Consider the following 14,311-nt stretch of genomic DNA (forward strand, 5'->3'; position numbering starts at 1 on the left):
TCGTTGTGTAGCATTAAAAAAAATGTAAATGAAACCAATATTTGACTCAACATTACACGAAATCCTAAATAAAAGGTTAGGAGAACTTGAAAATCATTTCGATGCGGACTTTTTATTCTATTATGGTCCGATAACTGATTCTCTTGACAAACCCTTTAGAGATTTAGTAGAAGAATTAAAAGCAGAACCTGATACAAAGGACACCTTATTTATAATGCTCAATACACCAGGAGGAAGTGCCGAAACTGTTGAAAGGTTAGTTAAAATAACTCGACATCATTATCAAACTGTGAATTTTATAGTTCCTGATGCAGCTTATTCTGCAGGAACAATATTTTGTCTATCAGGAGATGCTATTTATATGGATTACTCATCTTCTCTTGGACCAATTGATCCACAAGTTTACAATGGTAAAAATTGGGTACCGGCTTTAGGCTATCTCGACAAAGTAGAGGAATTAATAAATAAATCAATTGCAGGAACAATCTCACAGGCAGAATTAATAATGTTGAGAGAACAAGATTTAGCAATGTTGAGAAGACACGAACAAGCGAGAGACCTAACAATTGCACTTTTAAAAGAATGGTTGGTACAATATAAGTTCAAAAATTGGAATACGCATAATTCGACAGGAAATCCAGTAACACCACAAGAAAAAGAAGATAGAGCTACAGAAATTGCAAGAGATTTAGGAGATAATAAAATATGGCATTCTCACGGTCGTTCAATAGGTGTTTCAGCACTAACACATATACTAAAACTCAAAATAGAAGATTATTCTGGAGACGCTGTTCTAACTAAAATAATAAGAGAATATAACGACCTAATTTGCCAATACATTGGACGAAATAACGGAGAAATGTTTTTTCACACACGAAAATTTATATAAATTTGTAATTATGGAAAATATAGCAAAACTTGTAGAACAAATAGTCGATAAGACTACAGAGGAAAAAAATAAGATGGAGCAGATTTCCAAATTTGATGAAACTATTAAAATGTTAGGAAATGTGGAAAAATCTGAAAAACCTACTTATAGTTTTCCTTTAACTGACACATTAGGTAGACAAACTTATTCTAATTTGAATAGGAAATAACGCTACACAACAACGTATAAACGCAATAGCGGTTTTGGTGCAAACTTGAACCGCTATTTTATTTTAAATATGTATCTTCATATCGGAAAACCAACGCTTTTAATCCGCTACTGCGTTTATACAAAACCGTTGGCAGTAATTTGACGCAACTAATTTGGAGTTCCGTCATCTACAATAAAAAAGAGTATGAAAATAAAAGAATTAAGTTTCGGAATAATTTTAGGAGTTTTTATTTTTATTAGCTGTTCCAAAGAAGAAGATGACTTAATTAGTCAAAATTGTGAAACAAATTGTACTGAAATTATTGGAAAAATAATGACAGACAATGGAACTGTACCGATTTCCAATCTTAAACTAACAGTAAAATGGGATAATATTCCATATTTAGGTTCTGGCACTATAAGAACAAAAGCAACAACAAGAACTGATTCACAAGGAAACTTTTATTTGAAATTCTTTATAAGAGATGATGAACTTGAAGAAGGCGGATTTACATTATCTTACGAGCAACTTGATAATAATGAGTATTTGAGGACTGATTTAAATGGAATCTCATTATTTCAAATAACTCGTGATACAAGTTTGACCATTAATCATAATATCCCTAAAAAAGCCTATTTGAATTTATCTTTGTTAAATCTTGACCAAGTTCAGCAAGGAAATAGCTTGATGACCGAGTTTTCATACCCACGACCTTCTGGATTTTCTCAATCTATTGATGGACAAGTTCGTGGTTGGAATAGTGAATCAGAAGAAAACCATCTACTCGAAATAGCGGGAAATCAACCTATAGAATTAAAAATATATCGCACTGTAAATGGAGTACAATCAACAGAAATAGAAAACATAACTTTTGATGCTGGAACAACTTCTGATTACAGTATCGATTTTAATAATTAAAAAACTACTGCCAACAATGGCTATAAGTAATTGCTTGTTTTCACCTAGTTATATCATCTTATTCATTCTATTTTTCATTTGTAGTTGTTCAGAAAAAAACGATAAAATTGAAATATTTTTGATTGATAGTTCTAATCTCTCAATGTTTGAAGAAGTTGAACCAAAAAACGTGGTTCTTAAATCCAAAATAATAACTGAAAAAGATATCATTGGATATGATAAATCCACTTTCACTTTTGATTTAACAAAAGAATGTTCGTCTAAACTTGACAAAATGGAATTGGATTGGAAAGCGTTTTGTATTGTAAAGAATGGAAAAAAAATTTTAGTCGGTCGATTTTGGCAATGCTTATCTTCTCTTGGAACAAATGGATTTGTAACATTTGATTTTACTTGTAGCAATCGACAGAAATTAGAATTAATTTATGGATTAGCACGTAAAGTTTATCCGAATGATAATGACCCAAGAAAAGAAATAACTATTGCTAACAATAGCCATAAATAATTACTTGCCCCAACCCACTTCTAAAAACACAAAACAAAAAAAAGACCATCCTCACGGATGGTCTTTTCAATTTTATATAAAGTGTCTGTTCTTAGAACATCTCTCTACCAGAAAAATGGAATGCACCTTCAATAGCTGCATTATCATCGCTATCACTTCCGTGTACAGCATTTTCGCTAATAGAATCAGCAAACATCTTACGGATAGTACCTTCTGCAGCATCCGCAGGGTTTGTAGCACCAATTAAAGTTCTAAAATCTTCAACAGCGTTATCTTTTTCTAAGATTGCTGCAACGATTGGGCCACGTGTCATGTACTCAACTAATTCACCAAAGAATGGACGCTCTTTGTGGATTCCGTAAAATTCCTCAGCATCTGCCTTAGTCATTTGAGTTAACTTCATTGCTACGATTCTAAATCCTGAAGCTGTAATTTTTTCTAATATTGCGCCAATGTGTCCTTTTTCAACAGCATCTGGCTTTAACATTGTAAATGTTCTGTTAGTTGCCATTTGTTTATTTTTAATTGGGTGCAAAAGTAATGCATTTCTTTAATTTATCAAGCGCCTCAATTATTAAATTAATGTTACTACTTACTGCAGTCTTGAACACTGTTGAAGCAACTCTATATTATCATTGCGCACTTGATACGGAATCTCATTTCAAATCAACTAATAGATTCCTGCCGCAGTTTATCTTGAGCGTAGTCGAAAGGCAGGAATATGAACGATTCTTAATTTCATATTAAAAACGTTTTCAAAAACACTAAAAATTGTAAATTCGCTTCCTATGATTAAAACACAAATTCCAGAACTAAAAACACTACTTAGCACACCTCAAGATATTGTGATTGTGCCACATAAAAATCCAGATGGAGATGCCATGGGTTCTACATTAGGCCTGTATCATTATTTAAAAGCCTATAACCATAAAGCAACCGTTATTGCACCCAATGATTATCCAGATTTTTTAAAGTGGTTACCTGGAGATGATGCTGTTTTAATCTTTGAGTCTAACCGAGACCATTGTGAAGCTTTAATAAACAAAGCGCAGCTTATTTTTACGTTAGACTTCAATGCTTTTCATCGTACTGGTGATATGGCAGTGCCTTTAGAGCAGTCGTCTGCCACCAAAATTATGATAGATCATCATCAGCAACCAGACAATTATGCTAAGTACACTTATTCTGATGTTAGCATGTCTTCTACCTGCGAAATGGTTTTTAATTTTATTGAAATGTTAAATGATGTTGAAAAAATAAACGCTGACATTGCAACTTGTTTGTACACAGGAATTATGACAGATACTGGCTCGTTTCGTTTTCCGTCTACCACTAGAAGAACACACCAGGTTATTGGAGATTTAATAAAGCGAGGAGCTAAAAATTCTGAAATTCATAATAACATCTACGATACTAATAGCTACAGCCGTTTACAACTTTTAGGCAGAGCCATGCAAAACCTAAAAGTAATACCAGAATTACGCACAGCTTATATTACATTGTCGCAAGCTGAGTTAGATGAATTTAACTTTAAAAAAGGCGATACCGAAGGGTTTGTTAACTATGGTCTGTCATTAAAAGACATCATATTTGCTGCCATTTTTATAGAAAACGAACAAGACAATATTGTAAAAATATCGTTGCGTAGTAAAGGCTCTTTTTCTGTGAACGAATTTTCCAGAGCACATTTTAATGGTGGTGGACACACCAATGCAGCTGGAGGACGTAGTGAAGATAATTTACAAACTACAGTTGAAAAATTTATTAGTATATTACAACAATATAAAAATGAATTGTCCCAGTAATGAAACACCTGCTCTACATACTAATTGCAACTTTTGTTTTAGTGGGTTGTAAATCTCCAGAAGCCAGAATGCCAGAACAGGTACAGTCTGGTTCTTTTCTAAAAGAATCTGCAGAGCGCAACAAAAAACTAAACGAAAAGGAGCATGAGATTATTCAGGATATTATAAAGAATAATCCAGAAAAAGACTATATCGCCTCAGAAAGCGGATTTTGGTACTACTATAATACCAAAGCACAAAATGATACCATTCAACCAGATTTTGGAGACATTATTAATTTTGAATACAACGTATCTGATCTTAGCGGAAATGAAATATACGCAACGGCAGAAAGAACCTACGTTATGGACAAACAAGAGCTTTTTACAGGTCTGCGCGAAGGATTAAAATTAATGTCTGAAGGAGATCATATCACCTTCATTTTTCCATCACAGAAAGCTTACGGCTATTATGGTGATGAAAAAAGAATAGGAACAAATGTTCCCTTAATATGTGAAGTAACTTTAAACACTATAACCCAAGAAAATGATTAAAAAAGCACTTACAACGTTAATAATATTAGTTGTATTGGCAAATATCTCTTGCCAGGAGAAGTATCCTAATTTAGAAGACGGACTTTATGCAGAATTTGTTACCAACAAAGGTACAATGCTTGCCAAACTGCACTACGATAAAGTACCTGTAACTGTAGCCAATTTTGTGGCTTTAGCCGAAGGTAACCACCCAATGGTAAAAGATGAATACAAAGGAAAACGCTACTATGACAGCATTACTTTTCATAGAGTAGTGAATAATTTTATGATACAAGGTGGTGATCCTACAGCTTCAGGAATGGGAGATCCTGGTTATAAATTTCCAGACGAGTTTCACCCAGATTTAAAGCACGATAAACCAGGTGTTTTATCTATGGCAAATCCTGGTAGAGACGCAAACGGAAGCCAATTTTTTATCATGGAAAAAGAATGGCCAAGTTTAGACAACAGACATGCTGTTTTTGGTCAAGTTATAGAAGGCATGGACGTGCACGATTCTATTTCTAATGTTAAGGTAATTAATCCTCGAGCGAGAAACCATAAACCTGTTGAAGATGTAGTAATTACAAAACTTAACATCATAAGAAAAGGTAAAGACGCTAAATTCTTTGATGCGCCAAAGGTATTTGAAGAAGAAATGCCAAAAATGTTAGAAAAAAGAGAACAACAAGAAGCTGAAGCAAAGAAAAAAGCTGAAGAATTATCTAAAAAAGCCAGAGAAGAATTTTTGCAAAAAAATGAAGAAATCAAAAATTCTATAATCAAGTCTGAGACTGGTATGGAAATGGCCTTTACTCACAAAGGAGATGGTGTTAAACCTACACCAGAACAAAGAGTAAAGATTGATTGTGCTGGTTATTTTGAAGATGGTACCTTATTCTGGACAACTTGGAAAGAGGTAGCTGAGAAAAACGGAAAGTATGACGAAACGCAAGACAGTCGTGGTGGTTATAATCCTTTTACAATGCCATATAATGAAACCGCTAGTTTAGTTGCTGGTTTTAGAGAAGCAATGTTAAATATGAAAATTGGTGACAAAGCCAGAGTGTATATTCCTTACCATTTGGGTTATGGAGAATCTGGTAGAGCTCCTTTAATTCCAGGAAAAACAAATCTAGTATTTGATATTGAATTAACTGCGATTGCTGAATAAGCAAACAAATTAATAACAATAAAAAAGGCAGTTGGTCACTGAGCGAAGCCGAAGTGCAACTGCCTTTTTGTTGTTATAAATTGTAGTTAGATGCTAAAACAAGTTCAGCATCTCAAATACAATTAAGCTTTTTTAGGAATGTTTTTCAAAATCTCTAAAACAAACTCCCAATACTTCTGAGCTGATGAAATCTGAGCACGTTCATCTGGTGAGTGCGCACCTTTAATGTTTGGCCCAAAACTAATCATGTCCATTTCTGGATAATTTTGCCCAAGGATTCCACACTCTAAACCTGCATGGCAAGCTGCAACATGAGGTTTTTCACCATTATTAAGACGCTCGTAAATTGGCACCATTACTTTTAAAATAGCAGAATCCATATTTGGCGCCCAACCTGGATAACTTCCTGAGAATTCAACCTCACAACCTGTTAACTCAAAAGTTGCACGAAGTGTATTAGCTAAATCCCATTTAGAACTTTCTACAGAGCTACGTGTTAAACACCCAATTTTCACTGCTCCATCTTTTACAATAACTCTTGCAATATTATTAGAAGTTTCTACCAAATCTTTAATATCCGGACTCATTCTATACACACCATTTAAGGCAGCATACAAAGCTCTTGTTAATCCTTCTTGCACTCCTAAATCCATGATTTTTTCTGGTGTTTCAGATTTAGAAATTTTTATTTCTAAGTCTGGCTCCATGGTTTTATATTCATGCTTAATGGTATCTGCCAAAGTTTTCATTTCAGTTTCAAAAGTTGCTTCATTAACTGCATCTATCGCAACAATCGCTTTACTTTCTCTTGGTATAGCATTACGTAAACTACCTCCATCAATTTCAGAAATACGTAAACCATAATTTTCAAAACCATCAAATAATAATCGGTTCATTAACTTGTTTGCATTACCTAAACCTTCATGAATTTGCATACCTGAGTGACCTCCTTGTAAACCTTTCACTTCAATGGTATAACCAATTTTAAACTCTGGCGTTTCCTCTTCGTTGTATGTACGCTTAGCAGTAACATCTACTCCACCTGCACACCCAACACCTATTTCATCATCTTCTTCGGTATCTAGATTCAGTAGTATTTCACCATTAAGCAAACCACCTTTAAGTCCCATGGCTCCAGTCATACCAGTTTCTTCATCTATAGTAAACAAAGCTTCTAAAGCAGGATGTACAATGCTATCACTTTCTAAAATAGCCATAATTGTAGCCACACCAAGACCGTTATCTGCACCAAGTGTTGTGCCTTTTGCCTTCACCCAATCTCCATCAATATACATATCGATACCTTGTGTATCAAAATCAAAAACAGTATCGTTATTTTTTTGATGCACCATATCTAAATGCGATTGCATCACAATAGCTTTTCGATCTTCCATTCCTGCAGTCGCAGGCTTTCTAATGATAACATTACCAACCTCATCTTCTATAGTTTCTAAACCTAATCCTTCACCAAAATCCTTCATGAATTTTATAACACGTTCTTCCTTTTTTGAAGGACGAGGTACTGCATTAAGATCTGCAAATTTGTTCCATAGTGCCTTTGGCTCAAGGCCTCTTATATCTTGACTCATATTACTTACCCACAGAAGTGGGTATCTTTTTAAATTAATACTTGATTTTCGATTACAAAAGTACAAAAAGACTTATTGTTTTTTGTCATCCTGAACTTGTTTCAGGATCTCATATAGATATTCAACCTTCTGCAAATATAGATTCCGCATCAAGTGCGGAATGACAAGTTTTTCCTATTTTTGAGTCATGCTGAAAAACAAAAAACTCATCATTGCGCTTTTCTTGATTGTTCAGATTATTGCTATTCAAATCTTAAAGCGATTCCCAGAATTTGTAGAGCAATTTTACAGTAATGGTGTTTATGTTTTTACCTCTAAATTAATGCGCTATGCCTTTGGTTGGTTGCCATTTTCAGTAGGTGATGTGTTTTATACTTTAGCTGGTATTTATATTATTCGCTGGATTATCATTAACCGAAAACGCATTTATAAGGATACTAAAAATTGGTTATTAGACATTTTAGCAACCTTGTCCTTGGCTTATTTTGCGTTTCACGTGTTGTGGGCATTCAACTACTACAGACTTCCACTATACAAATCGTTAGATCTTGAAGCGGAATACACCACAGAGCAGTTGGTAAATTTCACAAAGCGATTAATTGAAAAATCAAATGAAATTCATAATCAATTAGCCGTTAACGATTCTGCAAAAGTGGACATGCCTTTTACCAAATCTGAAGTTTTTGATATGGTAAAAGACAGTTACAAAACATTGTCTGAAACCTATCCGCATTTAGATTATAATCCTGTAAGCATTAAAAAATCCATTTACAGCCTACCTTTAACTTACATGGGATTTTCAGGATATTTGAATCCATTTACTAATGAAGCACAAGTTGATGGATTAATACCAACCTACAAATTCCCAACCACATCGTGCCATGAGGTTGCGCATCAATTGGGCTATGCAGCAGAAAATGAAGCCAATTTTATTGGTTGCCTAGCCGCTATTCATAACAAAGATCTTCATTTTAAATATTCTGGTTACACCTTTGGTTTACGTTACTGTTTGGTAGAAATTTTTAAACGCGATAAAGATTTATACTACGAGATTCTTGCTACAGTAAATAAAGGCATTTTAATGAATTACCAAGAAGTTCAAGACTTTTGGAAATCTTACGAAAACCCAATTGAACCTCTTTTTGAAAAAACCTTTGATAATTTCCTAAAAGCAAACAATCAAAGCGATGGTATGAAAAGCTACAGTTACGTTGTAGCTTTACTGGTAAACTACTTCGAAAACCAGTCGCTATAAACGTTAAAAAAACTGAATTCAATTTCAAAATTGTGTTTAATCATTATCTTTAGAATTCTAATTAACTAACCGTTTTATGACAAAAGTATTTTTACGGCTGCTCATGCTTATGTGCAGTTTTTCGCTATTTGCGCAAGATTACTTTCCAAGTAACACTGGTGTAAAATCTAAAAACACTAATTACACTGCGCTTACAAATGCAACAATCTACGTTTCGCCTACAGAGGTTTTAAGCAATGCCACTTTATTAATTAAAGATGGCAAAGTTGTAAACGTAGGCACTTCAGTAAACATTCCGAAAAACACCACAACCATTGATGTTTCAGGAAAAACCATTTACCCATCATTTATAGACATCTATACGTCTTTTGGTGTAAAAAACCCTGAACGTGGTGGAAATGGCCCAAGATATGGTGCCAGCCGAAGTGGCTTTTACTGGAATGACCACGTGACGCCAGAGCAAGATGTAATGGCCAGCTTTAACTACGATTCTAAATCAGCAACAGAACTACATCAACTTGGTTTTGGTGTGGTTAACACGCATATGCCAGATGGTATTGTAAGAGGAACTGGCGCTCTTATTGCCTTAAATAATGATGCGGATAATTCACTACGCGTTGTTGATGGAGAAACCACTCAGCATTTTTCGTTTCGTAAAAGTGTAAAATCACGTCAATCTTACCCTTCTTCAATTATGGGAAGTATGGCGTTACTAAGACAAATGTACAACGACGCTAAATGGTATGCTGATGGCAATGTAGACACCAAAGATTTATCATTAGAAGCCTTAAACAAAAACACTTCGCTTTTACAAATTTTTGAAGCTGGTAGCAGAGCCAACCTTTTAAGGGCTGACAAAGTTGGTGATGAATCTAACGTGCAATATACCATTGTTGGTGGTGGTGATGAATACGAACGCATTAACGAAGTAAAGCAAACTAATGCTACAATTATTCTGCCAATTGATTTTAGATTGGCTTACGATGTAGAAAATGCACACTTAGCTTCAACATTATCATTAAGCGACATGCGCGCTTGGAATCAAGAGCCACATAACCCAAGATTATTGGCTGAGAATGGTATCAACTTTGCCTTAACAACACATGGTTTAAAGTCTAAAAAATCATTTAAATCTAATTTACTAAAAGCCATAGAAAGCGGACTTTCTAAACAAAAAGCACTTGAAGCGTTGACTACAGTTCCTGCTTCATTATTAGGAAAATCTGATATTTTAGGTACTTTAAAAGCTGGTAGCTATGCCAACTTTTTAATTACTTCTGGAGATATTTTTGAAAAGAACACAAAACTCTTCGAAAACTGGGTACAAGGTGAAGCGCATGTGATTGAAGACATGAATACCAGAGATATTGATGGTGATTACACATTTAAATTAGCAGGCGAAGATTACAAACTATCCATTTCTGGGAGTACATCAAAACCTAATGCAAAACTTGAAAGTGGAGACCTTCAATTAGGTTCTAAATTAAACTACGCAAATGATTGGGTTAACCTAACTTTTAAAACTACAGACAGTACAAAAAGTGAATTTATTAGAGTTGTCGCCAATGCTGCAAACAGCAACAGTCTAAATGGTAAAGCCATTTTACCAAATGGAAACGAATTGTCATTCTTTGCAAGTAAGGCTAGTTCAAACGAGCAAGACGACTCTAAGAAAAAGGATAAGAAAGACTCAGAAGCTTCAAACGAAAATATGAGTCCTATTACTTATCCTAATCTGGCATTCGGATTTACAGAACAACCAAAATCTGAAACCTTATTATTCAAAAATGCTACGGTTTGGACCAACGAGAAGGATGGTGTTTTAGAAAATACCGATTTACTAATTAAAAACGGTAAGATTTCTAAAATCGGTAAAAACCTTTCAGACAAAAATGCTACCGTAATTGATGCTACAGGAAAACACATTACTGCTGGAATCATTGACGAGCATTCACACATTGCTGCAGCTTCTATTAATGAAGGAGGACAAAATTCTTCTGCCGAAGTGACTATAGAAGATGTTATCGATGATGAAGACATTAACATATACAGAAACCTTGCTGGTGGAGTGACATCGATTCAGATTTTACATGGATCTGCAAATCCTATTGGTGGTCGTTCGGCAATTATTAAATTAAAATGGGGAGAATCTGCTGAAGACCTGATTTATGACAACTCTCCGAAATTTATAAAATTCGCTTTAGGTGAAAACGTAAAACAATCGAGATCTAGTAGAAATGAGCGTTTCCCACAATCGCGTATGGGAGTTGAGCAAGTGTTTGTAGATTATTTTACAAGAGCAAAAGCTTATGACGATGCCAAAAAAAGCGGTAAACCTTATCGTAAAGATTATGAGATGGAAGTTTTAGCTGAAATTTTAAATAAAGAACGTTTCATTTCTTGCCACTCTTATGTGCAAAGTGAAATAAATATGTTGATGAAAGTTGCAGAGCAATTCAACTTCAACATTAACACATTTACACACATACTTGAAGGTTACAAAGTTGCTGACAAAATGAAGGATCATGGTGTTGGTGGCTCAACCTTTAGCGATTGGTGGGCTTACAAATACGAAGTTAATGATGCCATACCTTACAACGCGTCTATAATGCACAATGCTGGTGTAGTTACTGCGATTAATAGTGATGATGCTGAGATGTCTCGTCGATTAAACCAGGAAGCTGCAAAGTCTGTAAAATATGGTAATGTTAGCGAAGAAGATGCATTAAAATTTGTGACTTTAAATCCGGCGAAATTGCTTCATTTAGATGATAGAGTTGGTAGTCTTAAAGTTGGCAAAGATGCTGATGTTGTTTTATGGTCTGACCATCCACTTTCAGTATACGCAAAAGCTGAAAAAACAATCATTGAAGGTGTAACTTACTTTGATTTAGAACGCGACAAACAAATGCGAAAAGCCGTTCAAAAAGAAAAAAGTGAGCTTATTAACAGTATGCTTCAAGAGAAAAACAAAGGGTTGAAAACACAACCTATTCAGAAGAAAGAAAAAGAATTATTGCATTGCGATTCTATGGATGGAGAGCATACAACACATCACCATTAAAACTTATTAAAATGAAAACATTAAAATCTATAAATATTGTTCTTTTAATGCTGTGTGTTACTTTAAATTTTGCACAGCAAACACCTGCTCCAAAGCAAACTAAAGATTTTGCTATTGTTGGTGCAACAGCACATATTGGCAACGGAGACGTTATTGAAAATAGTATCATTGTAGTAAGCAATGGTAAAATAACAACGATTGGTCCTGAAGCTTCTACTCCACTGACCAGACAAGCCATGGATATCATTGACGCTAAAGGCAAACATGTGTATCCTGGATTTATAGTTTCTAACGGAACCTTAGGCTTAGTTGAAGTTGATGCTGTAAAAGCCTCTAGCGATCTTTCGGAAATGGGTACTTTTAATCCTAATGTTCGTAGTATTATTGCTTATAATGCCGAGTCTAAAGTTGTAGAATCTATGAGACCGAATGGTGTTTTACTTGGGCAAGTAGTGCCTCGTGGAGGACGTATTACAGGAACTTCTTCTATTGTACAATATGATGCCTGGAACTGGGAAGACGCGTCTATAAAAACAGACGATGGTATACACATTAACTGGCCAAGTAGTTTTAGTCGTGGTCGTTGGTGGCTAGGTGAAGATCCTGGTCTTAAACCAAATAAAAACTATGATAAGCAAGTTAAAGAGCTAACGGATTACTTTAACGAAGCTAAAGCCTACAATAATGGCAACAAAGCAACAAAGCACTTGCCTTACGATGCTATGTCTGGTCTGTTTAATGATAATCAGCATTTATACATCAATGCAGATGATGCCAAAAGCATTACAGACGCTGTTAACTTTTCAAAAGCACAAGGTATTAGCAAAGTAACTATTGTAGGAGGTTACCAAGCCAATGAAGTTGCAGATGTATTAAAACAAAATAATGTATCTGTAATGTTACGACGAGTACACTCATTACCAGAGTTAGAAGACCATGACTATGACTACAGCTATAAACAAGCTAAAAAATTAGTTGACACAGGTGTTTTGGTTTCTCTTGAAACTAGTGGAGATATGGAGCGTATGAATTCTAGAAACTTACCATTTTACGCAGGTACTACAGTAGCTCACGGATTGACGAAAGAGCAGGCGCTTCAATTAATAACATTAAATGCAGCGAAAATAATGGGAATCGACAATCTGTACGGAAGCTTAGAAGTGGGCAAAAGCGCAACACTATTTATTAGCGAAGGTGATGCCTTAGATATGAGAACTAACAAATTGACACATGCCTTTATTGATGGTAGAAACGTTAGTTTAGAAACACATCAAACAAAGCTTTGGAAGCGTTATTCTAAAAAGTACAAGAATCAGGAAGTCAAGCAAAAGTGATTTATATTAAAAATGCAGAACGTAATTAGTTTCATTTTAGATTTCTTATCTCAAGTTTTTGAAAGCAATACTAAAATAGCCATAACTGCAGCCATTTTAATAATTATCATTTTTATTATAGTTCTTGTTTAACCATAAGTTTCTAAAAGTTAAAACTAAAAAAGGCGAGCTATTCAGCTCGCTTTTTTATTTGTTATCATTTTACGATAGTTGCTCCTTCTGGCATTTTAAACATTGTGCTATCTGGTGCTTCTTCAGATAAAAAAACATCAATAAATTCTACTGTATTTCTTTTTTCTGTTGGCAAGTTGTTTTCGTACATGTACCAATCTACTGATTTAGGTAATTTCAAACCATTAATGGTTTGCCAATTGTTATAGCGAATAAAATGAAAATCTTTACTCTTTTCATCCTTACCAAAAGTTACCGTATATCCTAACCATGCCATTTCAGCTGTGGCTTCATCATAGTAAATTTTATATTGATCATCTGGTGACTCGCCAATTCCTGATTCGTAAGAAATTAGAATTCCTTTGTAGGTTTTTCCTTCAAAAGTAAGAGGTTCAATATCTTCATACATAATACCATCATCTCCTAAAACAAAAGGCATCGCATAAAAATAAAACATAAGTCCCTTGTAAAACTTAGCATTGCCCTTGTATGGTTTATTATCCTTTTCTAAAACCCATTGCGTTGTGCCATCGTAACCCATTTTATAATCAGGAGTTTCAATAACTTCTGCTCTGGTTTGTAGATTTAGGGTAGTTACTTCTTTTCCATTTGATTTTTCCATTGTAAAGGAAAGTGACTTAATGGTATTCCAAGTATCTATTCCACCGTGTGCTTTAAACACTTTAGTAATTGACTCTGGATAAATACTTGTTGTAATGTCTTCTTTTGCTACTTCATTTATAACTGTAGATTCTGTTTGTTTTTCGTTTTTACAAGCTGAAAATAATACAGTTAAAAATAAAAGGTAAATTGCTTTTTTCATGGTTAGTTTTATTAGTTGGTAATTTGGACGAAACTTAAATCTGTACATTACAAAAAAAGCTTCAGAATTAATCTGAAGCTTT

Annotated in this window: 13 protein-coding genes; 10 read left to right on the plus strand and 3 right to left on the minus strand. The window is 34.5% G+C overall.

Annotation, left to right across the window (positions count from 1 at the left end; translation table 11 throughout):
* The first annotated feature begins 28 nt into the window (after positions 1–28).
* From P7122_RS10560 to P7122_RS10575, 4 genes are all read left to right on the plus strand, one after another.
* Complete coding sequence (locus P7122_RS10560; RefSeq protein ID WP_278005765.1) at positions 29–889, plus strand: SDH family Clp fold serine proteinase; 861 nt, start codon at positions 29–31, stop codon at positions 887–889.
* A gap of 10 nt (positions 890–899) precedes the next feature.
* Positions 900–1,097 (plus strand): hypothetical protein, encoded by a 198-nt coding sequence (locus tag P7122_RS10565; RefSeq protein ID WP_278005766.1) that lies wholly within the window; start codon positions 900–902, stop codon positions 1,095–1,097.
* Positions 1,098–1,283: 186 nt separating this feature from the next.
* A complete protein-coding gene (locus P7122_RS10570) occupies positions 1,284–1,997 on the plus strand; it encodes a hypothetical protein (protein ID WP_278005767.1) in 714 nt (237 codons plus the stop codon).
* Positions 1,954–2,502 (plus strand): hypothetical protein, encoded by a 549-nt coding sequence (locus P7122_RS10575; RefSeq protein WP_278005768.1) that lies wholly within the window; start codon positions 1,954–1,956, stop codon positions 2,500–2,502. Before P7122_RS10570 ends, P7122_RS10575 begins: the two co-directional genes overlap by 44 nt.
* Positions 2,503–2,593: 91 nt before the next feature.
* Here P7122_RS10575 and P7122_RS10580 read toward each other — a convergent pair whose 3' ends face one another.
* The gene (locus tag P7122_RS10580) at positions 2,594–3,013 is read right to left on the minus strand and encodes a nucleoside-diphosphate kinase (RefSeq protein ID WP_278005769.1); all 420 of its coding nucleotides are present in this window, start codon (positions 3,011–3,013) and stop codon (positions 2,594–2,596) included.
* Positions 3,014–3,290: 277 nt separating this feature from the next.
* On the opposite strand from P7122_RS10580, the gene P7122_RS10585 reads away from it, so the two are divergent.
* From P7122_RS10585 to P7122_RS10595, 3 genes are read left to right on the plus strand one after another with little or no spacing between them, the layout of a single operon-like run.
* On the plus strand, positions 3,291–4,307 hold the full coding sequence (locus P7122_RS10585; RefSeq protein ID WP_278005770.1) for a DHH family phosphoesterase: 1,017 nt from the start codon (positions 3,291–3,293) through the stop codon (positions 4,305–4,307).
* Positions 4,307–4,840 carry a gliding motility-associated peptidyl-prolyl isomerase GldI gene (gene gldI, locus P7122_RS10590; RefSeq protein ID WP_278005771.1) on the plus strand — a complete coding sequence of 178 codons (534 nt, stop codon included), beginning with the start codon at positions 4,307–4,309 and terminating at the stop codon, positions 4,838–4,840. Before P7122_RS10585 ends, gldI begins: the two co-directional genes overlap by 1 nt.
* The gene (locus P7122_RS10595; protein WP_278005772.1) at positions 4,833–5,993 is read left to right on the plus strand and encodes a peptidylprolyl isomerase; all 1,161 of its coding nucleotides are present in this window, start codon (positions 4,833–4,835) and stop codon (positions 5,991–5,993) included. Before gldI ends, P7122_RS10595 begins: the two co-directional genes overlap by 8 nt.
* 122 nt (positions 5,994–6,115) lie before the next feature.
* Here the strand turns inward: P7122_RS10595 and P7122_RS10600 are convergent, their stop codons facing one another.
* Positions 6,116–7,582, minus strand: a complete 1,467-nt coding sequence (locus P7122_RS10600; RefSeq protein WP_278005773.1) for an aminoacyl-histidine dipeptidase — start codon at positions 7,580–7,582, stop codon at positions 6,116–6,118.
* Between the two features lie 187 nt (positions 7,583–7,769).
* Between P7122_RS10600 and P7122_RS10605 the strand changes: the two genes are divergently transcribed.
* The 3 genes from P7122_RS10605 to P7122_RS10615 all read left to right on the plus strand — a co-directional run bounded on the left by P7122_RS10605 (position 7,770) and on the right by P7122_RS10615 (position 13,235).
* Complete coding sequence (locus P7122_RS10605; RefSeq protein WP_278005774.1) at positions 7,770–8,837, plus strand: DUF3810 domain-containing protein; 1,068 nt, start codon at positions 7,770–7,772, stop codon at positions 8,835–8,837.
* Between the two features lie 76 nt (positions 8,838–8,913).
* Positions 8,914–11,901 (plus strand): amidohydrolase family protein, encoded by a 2,988-nt coding sequence (locus P7122_RS10610; RefSeq protein WP_278005775.1) that lies wholly within the window; start codon positions 8,914–8,916, stop codon positions 11,899–11,901.
* A gap of 11 nt (positions 11,902–11,912) precedes the next feature.
* Positions 11,913–13,235 carry an amidohydrolase family protein gene (locus P7122_RS10615; protein ID WP_278005776.1) on the plus strand — a complete coding sequence of 441 codons (1,323 nt, stop codon included), beginning with the start codon at positions 11,913–11,915 and terminating at the stop codon, positions 13,233–13,235.
* Between the two features lie 196 nt (positions 13,236–13,431).
* Here P7122_RS10615 and P7122_RS10620 read toward each other — a convergent pair whose 3' ends face one another.
* Positions 13,432–14,229 carry a DUF6503 family protein gene (locus tag P7122_RS10620; protein WP_278005777.1) on the minus strand — a complete coding sequence of 266 codons (798 nt, stop codon included), beginning with the start codon at positions 14,227–14,229 and terminating at the stop codon, positions 13,432–13,434.
* Between the last annotated feature and the right edge of the window lie 82 nt (positions 14,230–14,311).

Source organism: Winogradskyella marincola (genome assembly GCF_029624125.1).
GTDB lineage: Bacteria > Bacteroidota > Bacteroidia > Flavobacteriales > Flavobacteriaceae > Winogradskyella > Winogradskyella marincola.

Coding starts and splice junctions, on each gene's coding strand:
- P7122_RS10560 (WP_278005765.1), top strand. CDS start 29: ATGAAACCAATATTTGACTCAACATTACACGAAATCCTAAATAAAAGG.
- P7122_RS10565 (WP_278005766.1), top strand. CDS start 900: ATGGAAAATATAGCAAAACTTGTAGAACAAATAGTCGATAAGACTACA.
- P7122_RS10570 (WP_278005767.1), top strand. CDS start 1,284: ATGAAAATAAAAGAATTAAGTTTCGGAATAATTTTAGGAGTTTTTATT.
- P7122_RS10575 (WP_278005768.1), top strand. CDS start 1,954: ATGCTGGAACAACTTCTGATTACAGTATCGATTTTAATAATTAAAAAA.
- P7122_RS10580 (WP_278005769.1), bottom strand. CDS start 3,013: ATGGCAACTAACAGAACATTTACAATGTTAAAGCCAGATGCTGTTGAA.
- P7122_RS10585 (WP_278005770.1), top strand. CDS start 3,291: ATGATTAAAACACAAATTCCAGAACTAAAAACACTACTTAGCACACCT.
- gldI (WP_278005771.1), top strand. CDS start 4,307: ATGAAACACCTGCTCTACATACTAATTGCAACTTTTGTTTTAGTGGGT.
- P7122_RS10595 (WP_278005772.1), top strand. CDS start 4,833: ATGATTAAAAAAGCACTTACAACGTTAATAATATTAGTTGTATTGGCA.
- P7122_RS10600 (WP_278005773.1), bottom strand. CDS start 7,582: ATGAGTCAAGATATAAGAGGCCTTGAGCCAAAGGCACTATGGAACAAA.
- P7122_RS10605 (WP_278005774.1), top strand. CDS start 7,770: ATGCTGAAAAACAAAAAACTCATCATTGCGCTTTTCTTGATTGTTCAG.
- P7122_RS10610 (WP_278005775.1), top strand. CDS start 8,914: ATGACAAAAGTATTTTTACGGCTGCTCATGCTTATGTGCAGTTTTTCG.
- P7122_RS10615 (WP_278005776.1), top strand. CDS start 11,913: ATGAAAACATTAAAATCTATAAATATTGTTCTTTTAATGCTGTGTGTT.
- P7122_RS10620 (WP_278005777.1), bottom strand. CDS start 14,229: ATGAAAAAAGCAATTTACCTTTTATTTTTAACTGTATTATTTTCAGCT.